Source organism: Pseudarthrobacter sp. BRE9 (genome assembly GCF_031844305.1).
Classification (GTDB): domain Bacteria; phylum Actinomycetota; class Actinomycetes; order Actinomycetales; family Micrococcaceae; genus Arthrobacter.
This window is the reverse complement of sequence record NZ_JAUZUY010000010.1, coordinates 42,008-61,024: the sequence shown is the minus strand read 5'-3', so window position 1 is coordinate 61,024 and position 19,017 is coordinate 42,008. Positions and strand designations below refer to the sequence as shown.

17 protein-coding genes are annotated in these 19,017 nt (G+C 66.4%); 6 read left to right on the top strand and 11 right to left on the bottom strand.

Annotated elements, in window-relative coordinates; all coding sequences use genetic code 11:
* Positions 1-35: 35 nt before the first annotated feature.
* The gene (locus Q9R31_RS16745) at positions 36-965 is read right to left on the bottom strand and encodes a hypothetical protein (protein ID WP_311263838.1); all 930 of its coding nucleotides are present in this window, start codon (positions 963-965) and stop codon (positions 36-38) included.
* 146 nt (positions 966-1,111) lie between these two features.
* Between Q9R31_RS16745 and Q9R31_RS16740 the strand changes: the two genes are divergently transcribed.
* Together Q9R31_RS16740 and Q9R31_RS16735 are read left to right on the top strand one after the other, a co-directional pair.
* Positions 1,112-1,411, top strand: coding sequence for a type II toxin-antitoxin system VapB family antitoxin (locus tag Q9R31_RS16740; protein ID WP_026264985.1), 300 nt, complete (start codon positions 1,112-1,114; stop codon positions 1,409-1,411).
* Positions 1,404-2,066, top strand: a complete 663-nt coding sequence (locus tag Q9R31_RS16735) for a LytR C-terminal domain-containing protein (protein WP_311263837.1) — start codon at positions 1,404-1,406, stop codon at positions 2,064-2,066. The genes Q9R31_RS16740 and Q9R31_RS16735 overlap by 8 nt, the downstream gene beginning before the upstream one ends.
* A gap of 7 nt (positions 2,067-2,073) precedes the next feature.
* Here Q9R31_RS16735 and Q9R31_RS16730 read toward each other — a convergent pair whose 3' ends face one another.
* Positions 2,074-2,724 (bottom strand): TetR/AcrR family transcriptional regulator, encoded by a 651-nt coding sequence (locus Q9R31_RS16730; protein WP_311263836.1) that lies wholly within the window; start codon positions 2,722-2,724, stop codon positions 2,074-2,076.
* Between the two features lie 35 nt (positions 2,725-2,759).
* A complete protein-coding gene (locus Q9R31_RS16725) occupies positions 2,760-3,458 on the bottom strand; it encodes a DsbA family oxidoreductase (RefSeq protein WP_311263835.1) in 699 nt (232 codons plus the stop codon).
* Positions 3,459-3,684: 226 nt separating this feature from the next.
* Here Q9R31_RS16725 and Q9R31_RS16720 point away from each other — a divergent pair, with 226 nt between their 5' ends.
* Positions 3,685-4,746: a glycosyltransferase family 4 protein gene (locus tag Q9R31_RS16720; protein WP_311263834.1), complete on the top strand. Its 1,062-nt coding sequence runs from the start codon at positions 3,685-3,687 to the stop codon at positions 4,744-4,746.
* Positions 4,747-4,807: 61 nt separating this feature from the next.
* A complete protein-coding gene (locus Q9R31_RS16715; protein ID WP_311263833.1) occupies positions 4,808-6,976 on the top strand; it encodes a glycogen debranching N-terminal domain-containing protein in 2,169 nt (722 codons plus the stop codon).
* Between the two features lie 54 nt (positions 6,977-7,030).
* Here the strand turns inward: Q9R31_RS16715 and Q9R31_RS16710 are convergent, their stop codons facing one another.
* The gene (locus tag Q9R31_RS16710; RefSeq protein ID WP_311263832.1) at positions 7,031-7,564 is read right to left on the bottom strand and encodes a GNAT family N-acetyltransferase; all 534 of its coding nucleotides are present in this window, start codon (positions 7,562-7,564) and stop codon (positions 7,031-7,033) included.
* A gap of 15 nt (positions 7,565-7,579) precedes the next feature.
* A complete protein-coding gene (locus Q9R31_RS16705; RefSeq protein WP_311263831.1) occupies positions 7,580-8,539 on the bottom strand; it encodes a D-2-hydroxyacid dehydrogenase family protein in 960 nt (319 codons plus the stop codon).
* A 130-nt stretch (positions 8,540-8,669) separates the two neighbouring features.
* Between Q9R31_RS16705 and Q9R31_RS16700 the strand changes: the two genes are divergently transcribed.
* Positions 8,670-9,866: an MFS transporter gene (locus tag Q9R31_RS16700; protein ID WP_311263830.1), complete on the top strand. Its 1,197-nt coding sequence runs from the start codon at positions 8,670-8,672 to the stop codon at positions 9,864-9,866.
* A gap of 336 nt (positions 9,867-10,202) precedes the next feature.
* On the opposite strand, the gene aceB is transcribed toward Q9R31_RS16700, so the two are convergent.
* Together aceB and aceA are read right to left on the bottom strand one after the other, a co-directional pair.
* Positions 10,203-11,855: a malate synthase A gene (gene aceB, locus Q9R31_RS16695; protein WP_311263829.1), complete on the bottom strand. Its 1,653-nt coding sequence runs from the start codon at positions 11,853-11,855 to the stop codon at positions 10,203-10,205.
* Positions 11,856-12,105: 250 nt separating this feature from the next.
* On the bottom strand, positions 12,106-13,419 hold the full coding sequence (gene aceA / locus Q9R31_RS16690) for an isocitrate lyase (protein ID WP_311263828.1): 1,314 nt from the start codon (positions 13,417-13,419) through the stop codon (positions 12,106-12,108).
* Between the two features lie 148 nt (positions 13,420-13,567).
* Between aceA and Q9R31_RS16685 the strand changes: the two genes are divergently transcribed.
* Positions 13,568-15,079: a helix-turn-helix domain-containing protein gene (locus Q9R31_RS16685; RefSeq protein ID WP_311263827.1), complete on the top strand. Its 1,512-nt coding sequence runs from the start codon at positions 13,568-13,570 to the stop codon at positions 15,077-15,079.
* Here Q9R31_RS16685 and Q9R31_RS16680 read toward each other — a convergent pair.
* The 4 genes from Q9R31_RS16680 to Q9R31_RS16665 form a co-directional block, all read right to left on the bottom strand.
* A complete protein-coding gene (locus Q9R31_RS16680) occupies positions 15,076-15,495 on the bottom strand; it encodes a hypothetical protein (protein ID WP_311263826.1) in 420 nt (139 codons plus the stop codon). The two genes, Q9R31_RS16685 and Q9R31_RS16680, sit on opposite strands and share 4 nt — an antisense overlap.
* Positions 15,496-15,863: 368 nt before the next feature.
* Positions 15,864-16,895 carry a TAXI family TRAP transporter solute-binding subunit gene (locus Q9R31_RS16675; protein ID WP_311263825.1) on the bottom strand — a complete coding sequence of 344 codons (1,032 nt, stop codon included), beginning with the start codon at positions 16,893-16,895 and terminating at the stop codon, positions 15,864-15,866.
* A complete protein-coding gene (locus tag Q9R31_RS16670; RefSeq protein WP_311263824.1) occupies positions 16,888-18,339 on the bottom strand; it encodes a HAMP domain-containing sensor histidine kinase in 1,452 nt (483 codons plus the stop codon). Before Q9R31_RS16670 ends, Q9R31_RS16675 begins: the two co-directional genes overlap by 8 nt.
* Positions 18,336-19,007, bottom strand: coding sequence for a response regulator transcription factor (locus Q9R31_RS16665; protein ID WP_311263823.1), 672 nt, complete (start codon positions 19,005-19,007; stop codon positions 18,336-18,338). The genes Q9R31_RS16670 and Q9R31_RS16665 overlap by 4 nt, the downstream gene beginning before the upstream one ends.
* Positions 19,008-19,017: the final 10 nt, after the last annotated feature.

Sequence of the window (19,017 nt, the reverse complement as noted above, 5' to 3'; positions counted from 1 at the left end):
CCGGCGGGAACGTTCGACGGCGGCCCGGCAGGGGCTCAGGCGTCCAGCGCCTCACGCCAGCTGCGCAGGAAGGCGCCGCCGGCGTCGTCGTGGATTACTGTTGCCTCCAGCCCCAGGTCCGCTGCGGTCAGCACCGGATAGGGTTTGGCCGGCACGCCGTCCGCGGGCCGCACGTCCACGTGCTTCACCGCGTGGTCGTTGTGGTGCAGCCAGTCCGCCATGGCGTAGTCGGTGCGCGAATCGCCCACCGTCCGCCAGGCCTGCGGGGTAATACCCTGGGCGGCCAGCAACTCCACCGCCCGGCTGGCGCCAAGGTCCTTCCCCAGCCGCACCGACTCGATGTCCGTGGAGATGATGGTGGGGTCCACCCGGTAGTCCACCTCGTCGTCGGAATTCGGGGCGTGGTGGTCCAGCCTGACAACGCCCAGCCCGTGGCGGGCCATGAGCTCCATGGCCTCGGCGTCGAACAGCTTCTGCTCGGCCAGGTATTCGGCACTGGGCACATCGATGTGCTGCTCCACGGACACCATGGCCCGCTTGGTCTCATCGAAGAACATGTGGGCTGCATAGTCTTCCGCCACCAGCCGGCGGACGTCGTCGCCGTACGCCGCCGGAACGGCAAGCTCCCGGTCCACATGGATGGGGCCGGGGCCGGCAGAGGTGTAGCTGAACCAGACCGCGCCCTTTTCGCAGACGGCGTGGATGACCGTTCCCGCCGGAATGCCGGCGGCGATCATCGGTTCCATGACCTGTTCACGGATGAAGGCGTCGGAGCGGCCGGTGTTGAAGATGACGGGAATCCCCGCGGCTGCCAGGGCCACCAGGTCAAGGATGATGTCAGGCTTGACGTCCCGGGTCACGGGGCTGGCCACCGGCCCGTCCACGTCAAGCAGGAGCGCCAGCGGCGGTGCGGACGGCAGGCGGATTCCGGGCACGGGCACGGCAGGGGACTCGGATGCTGTCATGGCTCCATTCTGTCAGCTGGAGCGGAGCTGCCCGGTCCGCCGTCCCAGCACCCGGGCCCTCGGCGTATGGTCACTGTTTGGCTACAACCTGTCGCCGGTCCGCCCTGCCACTTTCGCTGGGGCACCGCGGTGCCTACTGTGGCATGGTGATATTCAAAGCTGTGGGCGAGGGCCGCCCTTACCCCGACCATGGTTACAGCACCCCCAAGCAGTGGGCGTCGCTGCCGCCGCGGCCGGTCCGGCTGGACGAACTGGTGACCACCAAGCGCACCCTTGACCTGGAAGCGCTGCTGGCGGAAGATTCCACATTTTTCGGTGACCTGTTCCCGCACGTGGTGCAGTACCAGGGGACCCTCTACCTGGAGGACGGCCTGCACCGCGCGGTCCGCACTGCCCTGCACCAGCGCACTGCCATCCATGCCCGGGTCCTGGTGCTCGATGGCTAGGAAGCGGCCGAAGGACCCCAGTGTCCTTCACGGCCACCATGTTGTTTCCGGTCCTGAGTTGCGCGCCGCCATGGAATCGGCCGCGGATGCCGACGAGACCGCCCGGGTCCGCCGCCGCGTGCTGCACGGGGTGGTGCTGGTCCTCCTGGCAGGCCTGATCGCCGCAGGCATCATCGTTGCCCTGGCCATCATCAACGGCCGGCTGCATCTCCCCACCGCCGAGCCTGCCGCCGCCCCGGCGTCATCCTGCCCGGCCCCGATGTTCGACTACACGCCCAACGACAAGATCAACCTCAACGTCTACAACTCCACCAGCAGACCCGGGCTGGCCCGCACCGTTGCGGACGAGCTGCTGGCACGGAAGTTCGTGGTGGGGAACGTATCGAACATCAACGCCGGCTACCGGGGTGTGGCGGCAGTGGTGTCAGGTCCGGCCGGACAGTCGGCGGCATTCGCCGTGCAGCGCAACGTGCCGGGCTCGGACTACTTCCAGGACGGCAGGACCGACGCCAGCGTGGACCTGATCCTGGCGCAGGACTACAAGGCGCTCGTCCAGCCGGAACTGGTGGACCAGACGCCCGGAAAGCTCAGCTGCCCACGGGAAAGCCGGCGCACAGCGGACCTTAACAAACTGCCCGTTACCCCGGCGGCCTGACTGTGACTCAGCCGGCGACTGCCGGAAGCTGTGCCACCCGAATGGGCCGGCCGTCGTCGTCGAACCGTGCACCCGCGCCCAACTGGATGAAGCGCACCGTCCTGGCCACGCGGGCCTCCAGTTCCGCAGGCTCGTCGCTGCCCCTGGCCGCGCTGGAGGACAGGGTGCCCAGGATCAACTGGGACTGCTGGCCCACGTCGGCCACCGGCAGGTAGCCCTGCTCCATGCCGTCGCGCAGGATGCCCTGCAGCAGGACGCTCAGCTCACCCACGTGGTCGGAGAGCTTGGCAAAGGACGACGGCGACAGCACCGCCCCCATGGCAGGCCCGGGCGGGAGGTGGCGGCGGCTGAGGTCAACCACCTGGGCGCGGACATACAGGGCCAGCCGCTCCACCGGGTTCTCCAGGCGGGCCAGCGATTCGCGCAGGTCGGACAGGAACTTCTCGGTCTCATCCAGCGCGTAGGAGATGAGGAGTTCCTCGATGTCCGCGTAGTAGTTGTAGACGGCGGTGCGGCCCACCCCTGCGTGCCGGGCCACGTCGGTCATGGTCAGCCCCGGAAGGCCATGGGTAAAGAGGAGTTCGCCGAAAGCGGTGAGGATGCGGCGCTGGGTGTCCGCGCGTTGTTCGGCATTGCTGGCCGCTGAAATCCTGGGCATGCAGACACTTTACCGCGATGTGTCAGTAAAAAGCGCTACACCGCGCAGCCCTCGGGGCCGCAGGCCTCGGCCTCGGCGGAGTTGACCAGGACCAGCGGGTTGGCCTCCTGCCAGGCCTGGTTGAGGGCGGCAGTGAACGTCTCCGTGGGCTGGGCGCCGGAGAGGCCGAACTTGCGGTCGATCACGAAGAACGGCACGCCGCTGATTCCCAGGCTCCGGGCCTCCTGGACGTCGAACCGGACCTCGTCCGTATACTTGTCAGTGGTGAAGAGTTCATCCACCTCGTGGGCGGGCAGGCCAAGGTCCCCGGCGAGGGACGACAGATAGTCCTTGCTGCCGATGTCCTTGCCATGCTCGAAATGGTCGCTGAGCAGGCGCTCCTTGGCCGCGTCCTGCCGGCCGTGCGCCGCTGCAAGGTGGATCAGGCGGTGGGCCGTGAAACTGTTGGCCACCACCACTTTGTCGAAGTGGTAGTCCAGGCCTTCGCCCTTTGCCTGCTGTGCCACGTGCTCGAACATCTGCGAGACCTGCCCGGCTGCCATGCCCTTGCGGTTGCTCAGGTACTCAAGTTCGGTCCCGTCGTAGTGGTCCGGCAGGGTGGGATCCAGCTGGTAGCTCCGCCACACCACCTCAACGGCGTCATGATGGGGGAATGCTGCAAGGGCCGCCTCGAACCGGCGCTTGCCAATGAAACACCACGGGCAGGCAACGTCTGACCAGATCTCAATCTTCATGCCCTGCATAACCTGCCTGGCCGGGGCCGGCATTCCTTCGGTCTGGCATGACATCCATCACGGTCGGGGTCTTGTGGCGGGGGCAATCGTGGGCAATAGTCGGATCAGGGGTCAAACAGTAGGCCCTTTTCGAATCGAACTGCGCTGCGGCGGGATATGAGCCCGGGCGGTGCGTTCCTGCCCGGCCAACTGGGGAGCCCGGCCTGTCAAACCTGGGAGGCCAGGAATGCGGATTGGACTTGTTACGGGGCCGTGGATTCCGGTCCCACCGGCAACATATGGGGGAACCGAGAGAGTAGTGGACACGCTTGCCAGGGGTTTTGCCGCCGCCGGGCATGAGGTGCTGCTGGCGGCGCCGGCAGACAGCACTTGTCCCGTGCAGATCGTTCCGGGCATGCGGCCCACCGACTATGGGGGACTGGGCACCACCCTCGCCGAGCTCAGCCATGTGGCCAGGGCTTATGAGGAGCTCCAGGACGTGGACATCATCCACGACCATACGTTGGCGGGCCCCCTCTACCTGCACCGGCCGGCCGGAGTACCTGTGGCCACCACCATTCACGGCCCGATCCACGCACAGGCTGCGGACATCTACCGCGCCGTTGCCCGGAAGGGCGCTGTCATCGCCATCTCAAGGGACCAGGCGTCACATGCTCCTGATCTTCCCGTCACACGGGTCATCCACCACGGCATGGACCTGTCGAGGGTTCCGGTGGGAACCGGGAAGGGCGGCTACCTGTGCTTCGTCGGCCGGTCGTGCCCGGACAAAGGACTGCTTGAAGCCATCACCATCGCCCGCCAGGCCGGGATGCACCTCAAGATCGCGGTCAAGATGCGGGAGCCGGACGAGGTCCGCTACTTCCGGGACGTCATCGAACCGATGCTTGGGCCCAACGAGGATTTCGTGGGCGAGGTGGACGACGCCAGGAAATACCGGCTGATGGGGGAAGCCATGGCCTTCCTGAATCCCATTCAGTGGTCTGAACCCTTTGGCCTGGTGATGATTGAAGCCCTGGCGACTGGGACACCGGTGGTGGGGACATCCATCGGTTCCGCCCCGGAAATCGTTGACCACGGACGCACCGGCTTCCTGGGAGGGACTGCCGAACTGGCGGGCCTGGTTCCTGCCGCAGCAACCTTGGACAGGGCCGCTTGCCGCAAGGATGTGGAGGACAGGTTCAGCGCGGAGCGGATGGTTGGGGAGCACCTTGAACTCTATGCGGACCTCGTTGCAGGAAGAATTGTTCCAGGGGTTCCGCATCATTCGCGGGTGCACCAGAATCGATAGGGACAATGCCGCTTTCCCCCGGTCCGCCGGGGCAGCTTTCCCCTCAGGAGGGAGCCCTTCCATGACCGCCTGGAATGAAGACAACGAAGCCTCCGGTTCCGACGTTGGCGCCGTCACCGTCCTGGAAGGTTCTTCGTTTTGCATCTCTGCAGGAACCGGTGACATCAGTCCCGACGCCGGCACGAACGGTGCGTTCTACCAGGACACCCGGATCATCTCCCGCTGGGTCCTTCGCATCAACGGGTCCCTCCGCGAGCCGTTGTCAGCGCAGCGGCCCCAGCCGTTCGAGGCAACTTTTGTTGGCCGTGCCACCTGGCCTGGGGGCCGGTTCGACAGCCCCCTGGTGGTCCGCCAGGTCCGGCACATTGGACCGGGCCTGCAGGACGACATCACGCTGGAGAACTACGCAGCGGAACCCGTCGAGTGCGACATCGAGCTCCTGGTGGATGCCGACCAAGCGGACCTGTTCGACGTGAAGGGCGGGCGCACCACAGGCCCGGACGACACCACCCGCACCGTGGTGGATGAAAAGCTCATCATCGAGGCGTCACGGCACGGCCAGCAGCGGGGCTCTGCCATCGGGGCACGGGGTGCAGAGGTGGGCACGGACGGCTTGCGTTTCCGGATTACCGTTCCGGCCAGGGGTAAATGGGCCACCAGCGTGATCGTCGTGCCGCTGGTAAACGGCCAAGCGCCGGAAAGGCCCTTCAAAGAAGGCCAACTGCCGCACCACCGCGAAGGCGTGCGGCGGCACCTGGCCTGGGAAGAGAACGTACCGCGGATCAGCATTGAAGACTCCAGTTTCCAGAATGTGCTGAACCGGAGCCAAAGCGATCTTGGTGCCCTGCGGATCTTCGATGCCCACCATCCCGACCGGGCTGCGGTTGCCGCTGGCGCGCCCTGGTTCATGGCATTGTTCGGGCGGGATTCGCTGCTGACGTCCTACATGAGCCTGATGGTCAACCCCAACCTCGCCCTGGGCACCCTGCAGACCCTGGCAGGGATCCAGGGAAAAAAGGTTGACCCGGAGTCAGAGGAGGAACCGGGCCGCATTCCGCATGAGGTCAGGCTCGGTGTTACAGCCGGACTGTCCCTGGGCGGTACGGCGTACTACGGTACAGCCGACGCGACCCCTCTTTTCGTATCAACCCTGGGTGAGTTAAGCCGGTGGGGGCTGTCCCGGGATGCGATCCAGCCGCTGCTGGCGCACGCGGACCGGGCACTGGAATGGATCGAGAAGTACGGCGACCGCGACGGCGACGGCTTTGTGGAATACCTTCGGCCCAACGACCATGGCCTGGTGAACCAGGGCTGGAAAGACTCCTGGGACGGGATCAACTTCGCGGACGGGACCATGGCGGAAGCCCCGATCGCACTTTGCGAGGTCCAGGCCTATGTCTACTCCGCCTACCTGGGCAGGTCATTGCTGGCCCACTGGAGCGGGGATTCGGGCCTGGAACAGCACTGGGCCGGGAAGGCGGCAGCCTTCAAGGAGGAGTTCAACAAGAAGTTCTGGCTTCCGGACAAGGGCTATTTCGCGGTGGCGCTGGACAAGGACAAGCGCCACGTTGACGCGTTGACGTCCAACATTGGCCACTGCCTGTGGACCGGCATCGTGGACGAAGACAAAGCCGCGTCCGTCATGGAGAACCTGATGTCCCCGCAGATGTTCACGGGCTGGGGCATCCGCACGCTGGCGTCCGATATGGGCGCCTACAACCCGGTCAGCTACCACAACGGCTCGGTCTGGCCACACGATACGGCGCTGGTGGCTACCGGGCTGATGCGGTACGGGTTCGTGGACGAAGCCAAGCGGGTGGCCTTGGGCATCCTCGATGCTGCCGAGCACTTTGACGGCCGGCTGCCGGAGCTGTTCTGCGGATTCGACCGCGGCGAGTTTCCCGGCCCTGTTCCGTACCCCACCGCATGCTCGCCGCAGGCCTGGGCTGCGGCGGCGCCGGTGCAACTCGCGCGGATCCTGCTGCGATTCGATCCCGTCTTCACCCGCGGGGTGGTGCACCTGGCACCGATCCTGCCCGAATCCGTGGGTTCGTTCCGGGCAGAAAACGTCCTGCTGGATACCAGCCGGGTGACCATCACAGCCGCCGGATCAACCGGCACTATCGACGGCCTCCCGCCGGGGCTGAAGCTCCTGGCCGAACCCCGGCCGCCGCTGGCCTACCCGGTGGAGGGGGTGGCCGCCGGCGGCAGCGTCCGCAGGCTGCACTGACGCCGGCGCTGCTGGCACGCATAGCCACCCGGGGTGCCAAGGGCAATGGAACGCCTACGGCAAGGGCCGCTCCAGCACGAAGTCGTGCTCAACGGTGCTGCCCAGCCGGAAGGACTTGGTGCCCACCTTGCGGAAGCCCGACTTTTCGTAAAAGCGGATGGCGCGGGCGTTCTGGCTGTTGACCCCCAGCCACGCCCCGGCGCCGCCGGAGGCCGCGGCCGCCGCCAGGCTGGCGTGCATGAGTTCGGCGGCGGCGCCCAGTCCGTGGTAGTCCGGGTGGACGTAGCATTTGCTGATCTCCACGGACGGCAGCAGGGTCAGGACGGAAGCCACGTCCGGATCCGCCGCAGGCCGGTCCACCAGCAGGCTGTAGCCGTTGAGCTGCCCGCCCGCGTCGATAACCAGGATGGTGGTGTCCGGGTCCGCGAGATATCCCCTGAAATGTTCCTCGCTGAGGGTGTTGGCGAGGTGGGCGGCAATGTCGGCAGGTGACGACGACGGCGGGCAGGCCAGCGGAAAGGTGACGGCCGCCAGGGCGGCGAGCGGGCCGGCGTCGTCCGTTGTTGCCTTGCGGATGCTGTGGGTCATGCGGGTGCTTCCAGGTCAGGCGCTGATGGTGCGGATGGGGGAACCGGCCAGCCAGGCAGTGGCGTCCTCAAGCGCGCCGCCGTAGAACTGCCGGTAGCTTTCCTGGGTGACATAGCCCAGGTGCGGGGAGAGCACGGTGTTCGGCGCGGCCAGGAGCGGATGCCCGGCCTGAAGGGGCTCCTGGTCGTAGACGTCCAGCGCCGCTCCACGGATCCACCCCTGGTGCAGTGCCTTGACCAGCGCATCCTGGTCAATCAACGGCCCCCGGGCGGTGTTCACCAGGAGGCCTTCCGGACCCAGCAGCCGCAGCTCGGCCTCGCCCACGGTGTTCTCCGACCGTTGGGAGAGCCGCAGATGGAGGGTGGCGACGTCCGCGACCCGGAAGAGCTCCTCCTTGGACACCAGCCGGGCACCGGCTTCCGCGGCAGCCTTAGCCGTGAGATTTTGGCTCCACGCCACCACATCCATGCCGAACGCCTGCCCGTACCCGGCCACCCGCCGGCCGATCTTCCCCAGACCCACGACTCCCAGGGTTTTTCCGGCCAGCTCCACACCTACCGTTGACTGCCACGTACCCGCCCGGAGCGAGTTTTCCTCCGCCGGCAGGTGCCGGGCGATGGCCAGGAGCAGGGCCCACGTCAGTTCCGGCGCGGCCGTCGGTGAACCCGGCGTGCCGCACACCGTCACCCCGTGTTCAGCCGCTGCGGCCACGTCGATGGAGGCGTTGGCCATTCCGGTGGTGACCAGCAGCTCAAGCGCCGGAAGTTTCTCGAAAACCTCCCGCGGGAACGCCGTCCGCTCCCGCATCGCGATGATCATGGTGGTGTCCGCCAGCGCCGACACCAAGGCATCCTGGGACGCAAAAGGCTCCCGGTATGACGTCACGGTGACACCCTTCGCCTCCAATGCCGCGAAGTCGGCGAAGCCGTGGGCCACGTCCTGGTAGTCGTCGAGGATGGCAAGGCGGTGCGTCATGGCTGTCCTTCGCGGTGTCCTGTGTCCTTGGGTCACGTTCATCGTATGGCAGGGCGCCTGAAACTCGAGTGACGTGGGGCGTGATAGCAATGGGAGTGATGAATCCACCAATCCTTCCCGGCCGGCCTTCGTGAGCGGCCGCCAACTGACCCGCCTTCCCAGCAGTTGGATCCTTCTTGCCTGCATAGGACTGTTGGCTCTAAACCTGCGCGGGCCGTTCGTGGCGGTGGCCCCCGTGGTCGGCCTGATGCAGGGCGACCTGGGTTTTTCGCCCGTGGTGCTTGGACTGCTCACCAGTATCCCCGTGCTCTGCTTTTCGCTCGCGGCTCCGCTGGCATCATTGGCTGCCAGGAAATTCGGGGCTGAGTTCGCCGTGAGCCTGACCATCCTGGGCGTGCTGGCCGGGGTGCTGCTTCGTTCCGCGGGTGGTCCCGGGCTGGTAGTGATTGGCACGGTGGTGATTGGGCTAGCCATCACCGTGGGGAACATCGCCGTTCCCCTCATCATCCGGCGTGACTTTTCACCCCGGCGGCAGGGCGCGGCCATGGGCATCTACACAGCTGCCCTGAACATAGGCTCCTTTGTGACTTCTGTGGTCACCGCACCGCTGGCCGAAGCTGTTGGCTGGCGTACCGCGCTGGCGTCGGCGGGAGTGCTCGCGGGGGCCGCCATTCTCTTCTGGATCCTGGCGGTTGGGCCGCGGACCGCTTTCCTGCCGGAGCCTGACGGAGACGGCGGCGAAGTCCGACTGGCCGCGGTGCATGGTTCGGCGGGGATCACCGCCGGGCTAACCGCCGGATTCGCCGGGCAGGCGTTTTCCTATTACGCGGTGACAGCGTGGCTGCCGAGCTACCTCAACGATGAGCTGGCCATGTCAGCGTCCGCGGCCGGCGCCGGTTCCTCCCTCTTCCAGATCCTCGCCATTGTGGGCGGACTTGGCGTGCCGCTGGTTGCCCGCTCCATGAGTACGACGGCGGTTGCGGTCACCTTGGGCGTGCTGTGGACAACCGTTCCGGCAGGCCTGCTCTTCGCCCCTGGATTGTGGTGGCTGTGGTCGGCCTTGGGTGGTGTTGCCCAAGGGGGCGGGATCACCCTGATCTTCATCGCGATCATCAAGCTTGCCCGTGACCAGGCGTCAGCAGGGCGCATGTCCGCCACCGTTCAGGGGGTGGGCTACTGCTTCGCTGCCGTGGCCCCGCCGTTGGTGGGCTTCGTGCACGACGCTTCAGGGTCGTGGACGGTGCCCTTGCTGCTGGTCCTGGTGTCGGTGCTCACCTTCTTCGCCGCCACTACCCTGTCCGTGCGGAAGGTGCCGAAGGGGCGCTAAGGCGGGCTCCCGCCGTCGGACGCTCCGTCACCCCGACGCCCGCTCACTTAACGCAATAGATACGACAACGCCCGCTCACTTAACGCAATAAATACGACGACGCCCGCTCACTTAACGCAATAAATACGAGGACGCTCGCTCACTTAACGCAATAATTACGAAGACGCCCGCTCACTATCCTGGGGAAAGTGAGCGGGCGTCCCGGGTTTTCCCGCAACAAGTGAGCGGGCGTGTGGTGGGTGCTCCGTCGCCGGGCCGGCTCCCCGGATTTCGGGGGGCCTGTTGCGGAGGGCGTGCCGGCCCGGCAGACGGAAGTTTTGTTTCCTTGCTAGCCGCTCAGGCGGCGGCCAGCTCCTCGACACTGGCCTTTTCGCGGGCCTCGGTCAGGTAGCGGGCGTACGCGGGGAGGGTGAGGAAGGACGGGAACTCGCGGCTGAGCGTGACCTCTTCGAAGATGTCCCTCGCGTCCTCGAACCTGTCGCCGTCGAAGCGCTCCAGCCGGGCGAATTCCTCATCCAGGAGTTCCTCGACCCACTCGTGGCTGATGATCTCGCCGTGGTCCGTGATGGCCCGGGCGTAGATCCACTGCCACAGCTGTGAGCGGGAGATCTCGGCGGTGGCGGCGTCCTCCATCAGGTTGTGGATGGCCACCGCGCCGTTACCGCGCAGCCAGGACTCGATGTAGCGGATGCCCACTTCGATGTTGTTCCGGATGCCCTGTTCGGTGATGGTGCCGGTGGTGGCGGCCACGTCGATCAGGGCACGGTCATCGGGAGTAACGTCCTCGCGGAACCGGTCCAGCTGGTTTGGCTTGCTGCCCAGGACGCCGTCGAACACCTCGCGGCAGACCGGAACGAGGTCGGGGTGGGCCACCCAGGAACCGTCGAAGCCGTCGTTGGCCTCGCGGGTCTTGTCCGCGCGTACCTTCTCGAGCGCATTGGCGTTGGCCTCAGGATCCTTACGGTTGGGAACTGCTGCGGCCATGCCGCCGATGGCCATGGCACCGCGCTTGTGGCAGGCACGGACCAGCTGTTCGGTATAGGCACGCATGAATGGCTGGGTCATGGTCACCTGGCCGCGGTCCGGCAGGACGAAGCGGGGCCCGCGGGTGCGGAAGTTCTTGATCAGGGAGAAGATGTAGTCCCAGCGTCCGGCGTTCAGGCCCGAGGCGTGGTCGCGCAGTTCGTAGAGGATCTCCTCCATTTCGAACGCTGCGGTGATGGTTTCGATCAGCACCGTGGCCCTGATGGTGCCCTGCGGGATGCCGAGCAGGTCCTGGGCCAGGATAAAGATGTCGTTCCAGAGCCGGGCTTCGAGGTGGTTCTCAATCTTGGGCAGGTAGAAGTACGGGCCCTTGCCCTGCGCCAGCAGGCGGCGGGCGTTGTGGAAGAAGAACAGGCCGAAGTCGACGATGCCGCCGGCGATGGGGGTGCCGTCGATGAGCATGTGCTTTTCCGGCAGGTGCCAGCCTCGGGGCCGGACCACGATGGTAGGCAGTTCGGCGGCGGGGCGGAGCTTGTATTCCTTGCCCTCCTCGCTGGTGAAATCGATCCGGCGCTCCAGCGCGTCGGTGAGGTTCAACTGGCCCTTTATCACGTTCCGCCACGTGGGGGTGGAGGAGTCCTCCATGTCGGCGAGCCACACTTTGGCGCCCGAATTCAGCGCGTTGATGGTCATTTTCTTGTCCACTGGCCCGGTGATTTCAACGCGGCGGTCCTCCAGGCCGGGCGCCGGCGGAGCAACCCGCCAGGACGGGTCGTTCCGGATGTGCTCGGTCTCCCGCAGGAAACGGGGGTCGGCCCCGGCGGCAATGTCAGCACGGCGGGTCCGGCGTGCCTGCAACAGCTCCTGCCGGCGCTCAGCGGTAGCCCGGTGCAGCCTGGCAACGAACTCGAGAGCGTCCGGGGTAAGAACCTCGTCCTGCCGGCAAATGGGCTGGGCGGTAAGGGTAATGCCATTGATGGTGAAGCTGTCAGTAAAGCTGTTCATTTCAGTCTCCTTAAAGACGAAAGGGAAGTTCGACGGCGGGACTTGCCTGGGTGGGGCCGGGAAGGGAAATCCTCCGCGTGCTATTCCCCATCCCCGCCGTAGGACCTCGCTGAGCTCGGTCGACGACGGGGACAGGGCCCCTTTTACGCACGCTTCCGGATTCCCCCTCCCGGCCAGGCGGCAGGCCCAGCTGGGTGCCGCCGTCGTGCCTCTTCGGTGAGCGAAGCGAACGGCTCACCTCGGGCGGGAATTAGTGGAACTGGCCCTCTTCGGTCGATCCGACCAGGGCGAGGGTGGATGCGTTCGGGTTGAGCGCGGTGGAGATGGTGTCGAAGTAGCCGGTGCCGACTTCGCGCTGGTGCTTGGTCGCGGTGTAGCCGCGGGATTCTGAGGCGAATTCCTTTTCCTGGAGTTCGACGTAGGCGCTCATGCCTTCGCGGGCGTAGCCGTGGGCGAGGTCGAACATCGAGTAGTTCAGGGCATGGAAGCCGGCGAGCGTGATGAACTGGAAGGTGAAGCCCATGGCGCCGAGTTCACGCTGGAACTTGGCGATGGTGGCGTCGTCCAGGTGCTTGCGCCAATTGAACGACGGCGAGCAGTTGTAGGAGAGCATCTGGTCCGGGAACTCGGACTTGACCGCCTCGGCGAACTTGCGGGCCAGTTCCAGGTCCGGGGTGCCGGTCTCCATCCAGATCAGGTCCGAGTAGGGGGCGTAGGCCTTGGCGCGGGCGATGCAGGGTTCGATGCCGTTGCGGACCTTGTAGAAGCCCTCGGCCGTGCGCTCGCCGGTGATGAATTCCTGGTCGCGCTCGTCCACGTCCGAGGTAATCAGCGTGGCTGCCTCGGCGTCGGTGCGGGCGATGACCACGGTGGGGGTCCCGGCGACGTCGGCTGCGAGGCGGGCGGCGTTCAAGGTGCGGACGTGCTGCTGGGTGGGGATGAGGACCTTGCCGCCCAGGTGGCCGCACTTCTTTTCCGAGGCGAGCTGGTCTTCCCAGTGAACACCTGAGGCGCCGGCCTGGATCATGGATTTCATGAGTTCGTAGGCGTTCAGCGGCCCGCCGAAGCCGGCCTCGGCGTCGGCGACGATCGGCACCAGCCAGTCCGCAACCGTCTGGACGCCCTCGGAGAACTCGATCTGGTCCGCCCGGAGCAGGGCGTTGTTGATCCGGCGCACCACGGTGGGGACCGAGTTCGCCGGGTAGAGGGACTGGTCCGGGTAGGTGTGGCCGGAGTTGTTGGCGTCCGCGGCGACTTGCCAGCCGGAAAGGTAGATCGCCCGCAGACCGGCCTTGACCTGCTGGACTGCCTGGTTGCCGGTCAGGGCGCCCAGGGCGTTGGTGTACTTGCCTTCCTGGTGCTCTTCCGTGAGCTGCTTCCACAGCTTCTCGGCACCGCGGCGGGCCAGGGTGTGTTCTTCGGAGACGCGACCGCGGAGGCGGACGACGTCGGAGGCTGAGTAGTCCCGGGTCACACCTTCCCAGCGGGGGTTGGCGGCCCACTCGAGCTCCAGGGCGGCGGTCTGCTGTTCGGGCGTCTGGTTGGGCTCAAATGCTGCAGTCATCGTTGATCTCCTTGATTGAGCTCCGGATGGAGTAGGTGGGAACCGCGTCGTTGAGGTTCCCACCGGCTTTCCGGTGCGGTGTTTCTTTCCGTAGCCATTACTTTTCAGCACTTTCAACCCCCTTTCTAGATAAAAAGTGTGGAAAGAAATGCACTTCTTCCCGTATTCTTCAGAAATGTCACCTTCAAGCTGGAACAGGGACGTTTCCCAGCCGCCGTCCACCGCCGCAGCGGAACTGGACGTGATTGCCCTGGGCCGCCGCGTCCGCCATTTGCGCAAACAAGCCGGGCTTACGCTCGATGACCTGAGCGCCGCCGTCGGCACCGCTCCAAGCCAGCTCAGCCTGATCGAGAACGGCAAGCGCGAGCCCAAGCTCACCCTGCTCCAGCACCTCGCCGGGGCGCTTAACGTCAGCATCGACCAGTTGCTTGGGGCCGAGCCGCCAAGCCGCCGGGCGGCCCTGGAAATCGAGTTGGAGCGTTACCAGCGCGGCCCGCTGTACGAATCCCTGGACCTGCCCAAAATCCGCATCAGTTCACGGCTGCCGCTGGATGTGCTGGAGGCCCAGGTGGGGTTGCTGCATGAGCTCGAACGGAAGATGAACGAGCAGGTGGCCACCCCCGAGGAAGCCCGCCGCGCCAACGGTGAACTGCGGGCCATGATGCGGGAGCGGGGAAATTACTTTCCGGAGTACGAGGCCGAAGCGCAGAAGGTCCTCAAGGAGGTGGGATACACCACCGGTCCGCTGAGCCAGCATGTCATTGCGGACATTGCCGCGCACCTCGGTTTCACCCTGCACCATGTGGGTGATTTGCCGCATTCCACCCGCTCGGTGACGGATTTGAAGAACCGCAGAATTTACCTGACGCAGAGTCAGCGGCAGGACCACGATCCCCGCTCGGTGCTGCTCCAGGCTCTGGGCCACTACGTCCTGGGCCATGAGACGCCCCGGAACTACGGTGATTTCCTCGCCCAGCGGGTGGCCACCAACTATTTCGCCGCCGCCCTGCTTCTTCCGGAGCAGGCCACCGTTGAATTTCTGCAAAAGGCCAAAGCCGCCAAGGAAATCGCGGTCGAGGACATCCGGGACGCGTTCGCCGTTTCCTACGAAACCGCGGCCCACCGCTTCACCAACCTTGCCACCAAACACCTGGGCATCACCACGCATTTCCAGAAGACGCACCAGAGCGGCATCATCTACAAGGCCTACGAAAACGACGGCGTGAACTTTCCGCAGGACCACACCGGTGCCATCGAGGGACAACCGTCGTGCAAGGCCTGGACGTCCCGGGCGGTGTTTGATGTTCCGGACAAGTTCAGTGCCTACAGCCAGTACACGGACACACCATCCGGCACGTACTGGTGCACCGCGCGCACGGAACGGTCGGCCAGCGGGGAGTTTTCGCTGAGCATCGGGGTGCCGTACCAGCACGTGAAGTGGTTCCGCGGGCGGGAGACCACCGCCCGGGCCACGTCCAACTGCCCGGATCCCACCTGCTGCAAGCGGCCGCCTGCCACCCTTGCCAGCGAGTGGGCCGGCAACGCCTGGCCCTCGGCGCGGGCGCATTCGCACCTGCTGGCCGCCATGCCGCCGGGCGCCTTCCCGGGTGTGGACGAGACCGAGGTGTACAGCTTCCTGCAGGCACACTCGGGGAGTTAGCCGGCGGGGGCAGCCGTGACGATGGTAGTCGTCTCCGCGCCGCCGGGTGTCGAGCGCATGTCCAGGCAGATGATGTCTGTCAGGATGCCGTTTAGTGCCCGGTACGCTTCCGGGTTGCCGGACCACCGGCCGGAATCATGGAGAAAGCGCAGGAACGTCGTCAGCAAATAGGTGGCCACGATGCGTTCATAGACGGTATGGATGATGAGGGACGCCAATCTTGCTGCGACCTCGGCCGGGTCGAGGGCAGCGATGGAACGGTTTTCACCAATCTCAGGGTAGAAGCGGAAGAAGAGCTTCACGCTCGCCAGCACCTCTTCCACGTTTGTGCTGAAGGGGCGCTGGACGTACCAGCAGATGAATGCCGGGACCAGGGTTTCCAACGAGCGGACGTTGCCCGATGAAGGGACTGCCACCCGCGGGGCGGAGGCTTTGAAGGGTCTCCTGGTTGGTTCCGCACATGGTTCGTTCGTCCCGCCCGTCGGCGCTGGTTCCTGCCCACAGTGACCCTCTCTTCCTTCCTGCTCTCCTGGTCATCCAAACAGTAGGGAGGAAACTCTCAGCCCTGCGACAGCCGGAAGCGCGTATGTGGATAAGAAGCCGAAACCTGACCCAATGCCTGCCCGCTTGTGGTGGGCTTGCCCGCAACGCGCGCTCACTTTCCTGACGAAAGTGATGGGGCGTTGGCGGATACGCGGCGGGAAGTGATGGGGCGTTTGGGTGTTTGGTGCCAAAGGTGAGCGGGCGTTTGGGTGTTTGGTGCCAAAGGTGAGCGGGCGTTTGGTCAGCCGTGGAGCGCCCGATACGCGTCCGCAGCGGCCGGGTGCAGGGGGACGCCGGCGGTGTTGATGAGGCTTTCCGCACTGAGGAACTGCACGCCCAGGCTGGACTGCGGGATCAGCTCGGCGGCCGAATGCACCAGCAGCTGCACCGTCCGCTCCACCGTGCCGTTGTCCAGGTCCCTGCGGCACAGGAGCAGGTTGGGGGCGCCCACCGTCCACACCGCCGGCACCCCGGGATAGCTTCCCTCCGGGATGAGCACGCGGTCGTAGATGCCGCCGTACCGCCGGCGCAGTTCCGGCAGCAGGCCGGACAGGTCCAGGAGGGCCAGTGCGACGTTCTGTTGGGCGGCGGCGATGGCTGCGGTGGGGACGCCGCCGGACCAGAAAAGGGCATCCACTGTTCCGGCCTTGAGGGCGGCGATGCCATCGTTCAGGCCTAGGTTTTCGACGGCGGCGGTTCCGGCCGGCGGCGCAGCGACACCTGCCGAGGTGGCCAGTCCTGCCGCTTCGAACAGCCGCGGTGTGGTCAGCGATGTGCCGGAACCGGGCTGGCCCACGGCGACCCGGCGCCCGGCCAGCCCGGAGATATCCTGGATGCCGCTGTCCTTCCGCACCACGCAGTGGACGTAGTTTTCATACACCTTGCCGATGGCGGTGATCTCCGCTGCGTCGCCGCCCGGCTGACCGCTGGCGGCGTCGGCCAGGGCTACGGCAAAGGCTGCCCGCCCCGCGCGCAGCTGGGCGATGTTGTCCAGGCTTCCGCCGGTGGACACGGCCCTGGCATGGTGAGCCAGTCCGTGGCGTTCCAGCGCTGCGGCCAGGAGCGTTGAGAACTCAAGGTAGAAGCCGCCGGGTTCGCCGCCGGCAACAATGAGGTTCTCCGGCCGTTCCCCGCCGGTGCACGCACCCAGGGCAGGCGGCAGGAATGCGGAGAGTCCGACGGCGAGGGCTGATTTGAGCACGGTCCGTCGCGGTGGGAGGGTGCAGGGACTGCCCTGGACGCCAGAGCTGTTAGGAGTGCCAGGTTCACGCATGCGCACCGTCCCTGCTGGACCCGGGTGCCGGCTGGGCGGCGGGTGGGACGGGAAACTCGATCCTGGCCGCCAGGCCGTGCGGGGCCGCGTCGGCCAGCACCAGGCGGGCCCCGTTCGCGGCGGCAAGCTCACCGACGATGGTCATGCCCAGCCCGGTCCCCGGAACGGAAGAGTGCCGTGGGGACCGCCAAAACCGGGTGGCAGCCGAGGCGCGCTCGGACTCGGAAAGCCCCGGACCGTCGTCGGAAATTTCCACCACTACCGCGTTCCGTTCCGTCCGCACGGCAGCGGCAACGGTGGCACCGGGCGCGTATTTGATGGCGTTATTGAGGAGTTCCCCTGCCATCTGGGCCAGCTCTGCCGGGTGGCACGCAACCAGTGCCGCCGGCTGCGGGGGCGGGGCAAGGACCAGCCGGCAACCGGCCTGTTCGGCCAGCGGCGCTGCCCGCTCCAGCTCCCCCTGGAGGATGGGAAACGGGTCCACCGGCTGCACAGGCTCATGCTCTGCGGGACTGCCGGAAGCCCGCAGGTACCCTTCGGATGCGCGGTGCTCCGCGGCCGCGAGCTTCAGTACTCCATCCAGGATCTCCTCCACCCGCTCGAGCTCCGCCAGGGCCCGCTCGGCGGCATCGTGCTCGCGGGCGCTCTTCAGCTCAAGTTGGAGCAGGTCCAGCCGCAGCCGGAGCGCCGCCACAGGGTTCCGGAGCTGGTGGGACGCGTCCGCGATCAGCTGCCGCTGCGCGGCCATGCTTGCGCTGACGGTCCGTGCCATCGCCGTGAAGGACCGGCTCAGCTCCCGCAGCTCGGGCGGTCCATCCTCCGGGAGGCGCCCCGCGCGCCCGGTCGCCTCCAGCTCGTGTACCGCCGAATCGAGGCGCAGGACGGGCCGTAAAACCCATCCCGTGACCCGGGCGGCCCCTACCAGGAGCACGGCGGCCAGTGCAAGGGCGGCGATACCCACTACAAGCCACCGCTCCCGCAGCTTTTGCTGCGCGGTGCCGGCGTGGACGTCAAGGACCACGGCGCCCAGGACCTGGCTGGCGCTGCCGAAGGGCCGGAAGATGATGCGGGTATTTGAGCCAAAGGGCTCCAGCGGTTCCAGGGATGTGTTGCTCACGTTCAGCCGGGCAAGGGACAGGGCGTCCTGCACGTCGGACCGCCCTGTATCCAGGCCGCCGGAAGCCAGGGTGACCTGCTGGACCCGGACCACGATTCCTTCCCCGTAAAGTCCGGAATAGGTATCCATCTCCCGCTGCAGCCGCACGGTGTCGCCGTCGCCCGCGGCGTCAAAGGCAACCTGCGCCAGCCGGTTCAGGGACGCTGCCCGGTTGATCTGCAGCTCCTGGGTCAGCTCCCGCGAGGCGGAACCCAGGATGGTCCCCGAAATCAGGAAGACCACCACCAGGCAGAGCACGCTGAGGACGCCCAAGACCCGAAGCCTCATGGGGAAGCAGCCTCCACCCGGTAACCCACCCCGCGCACATTGATGATGAAACCGGGCTTCTGCAGTTTTGCCCGCAGCCCGGTGAGGTGCACGTCAAGGGACCGGGAGGAGGCCAGGAACGCGTCACCCCACAGGGCATCCAGGATCTGCTCACGCGTCACGACAGAGCCCGCATGCCGTGCCAGCAGTGCAAGGAGTTCGAATTCCGTGGCGGTCAGGGGAAGGGGCAGGGCCGCCTTGGAAGCGGTGCGCCGGTTCAGGTCGACAACCAGGTCGTCCAGCACGATGACATCCTCCTGCGGGACACCGCGGCCCCGTCCCGCCCGCCGCGTCACCGCTTCGATCCGGGCCAGCAGTTCCACCAGCTTTACAGGTTTGACCAGGTAGTCGTCGGCGCCGGAGCGCAGCCCGAGCACCACGCTGCGTTCGTCGTCGCGGGCGGTCAGGATCAGGATGGGAACATCGGTGACCTGGCGCAGCTTGCGCAGCACCTCCAGTCCATCCATGTCCGGAAGCCCCAGGTCCAGGAGGATCACCTGGAAGTTCCGGTGCGAGAGCAGCGCGTCCGCGCCCCGGGACAGCCGCTGCGGGTGGTGCCCGGCGCTTTCGACGGCGGCGGCCAGGGCACCGGCCATGGCGTCGTCGTCCTCGACGATCAGCACGTCCATGGCCACCTTC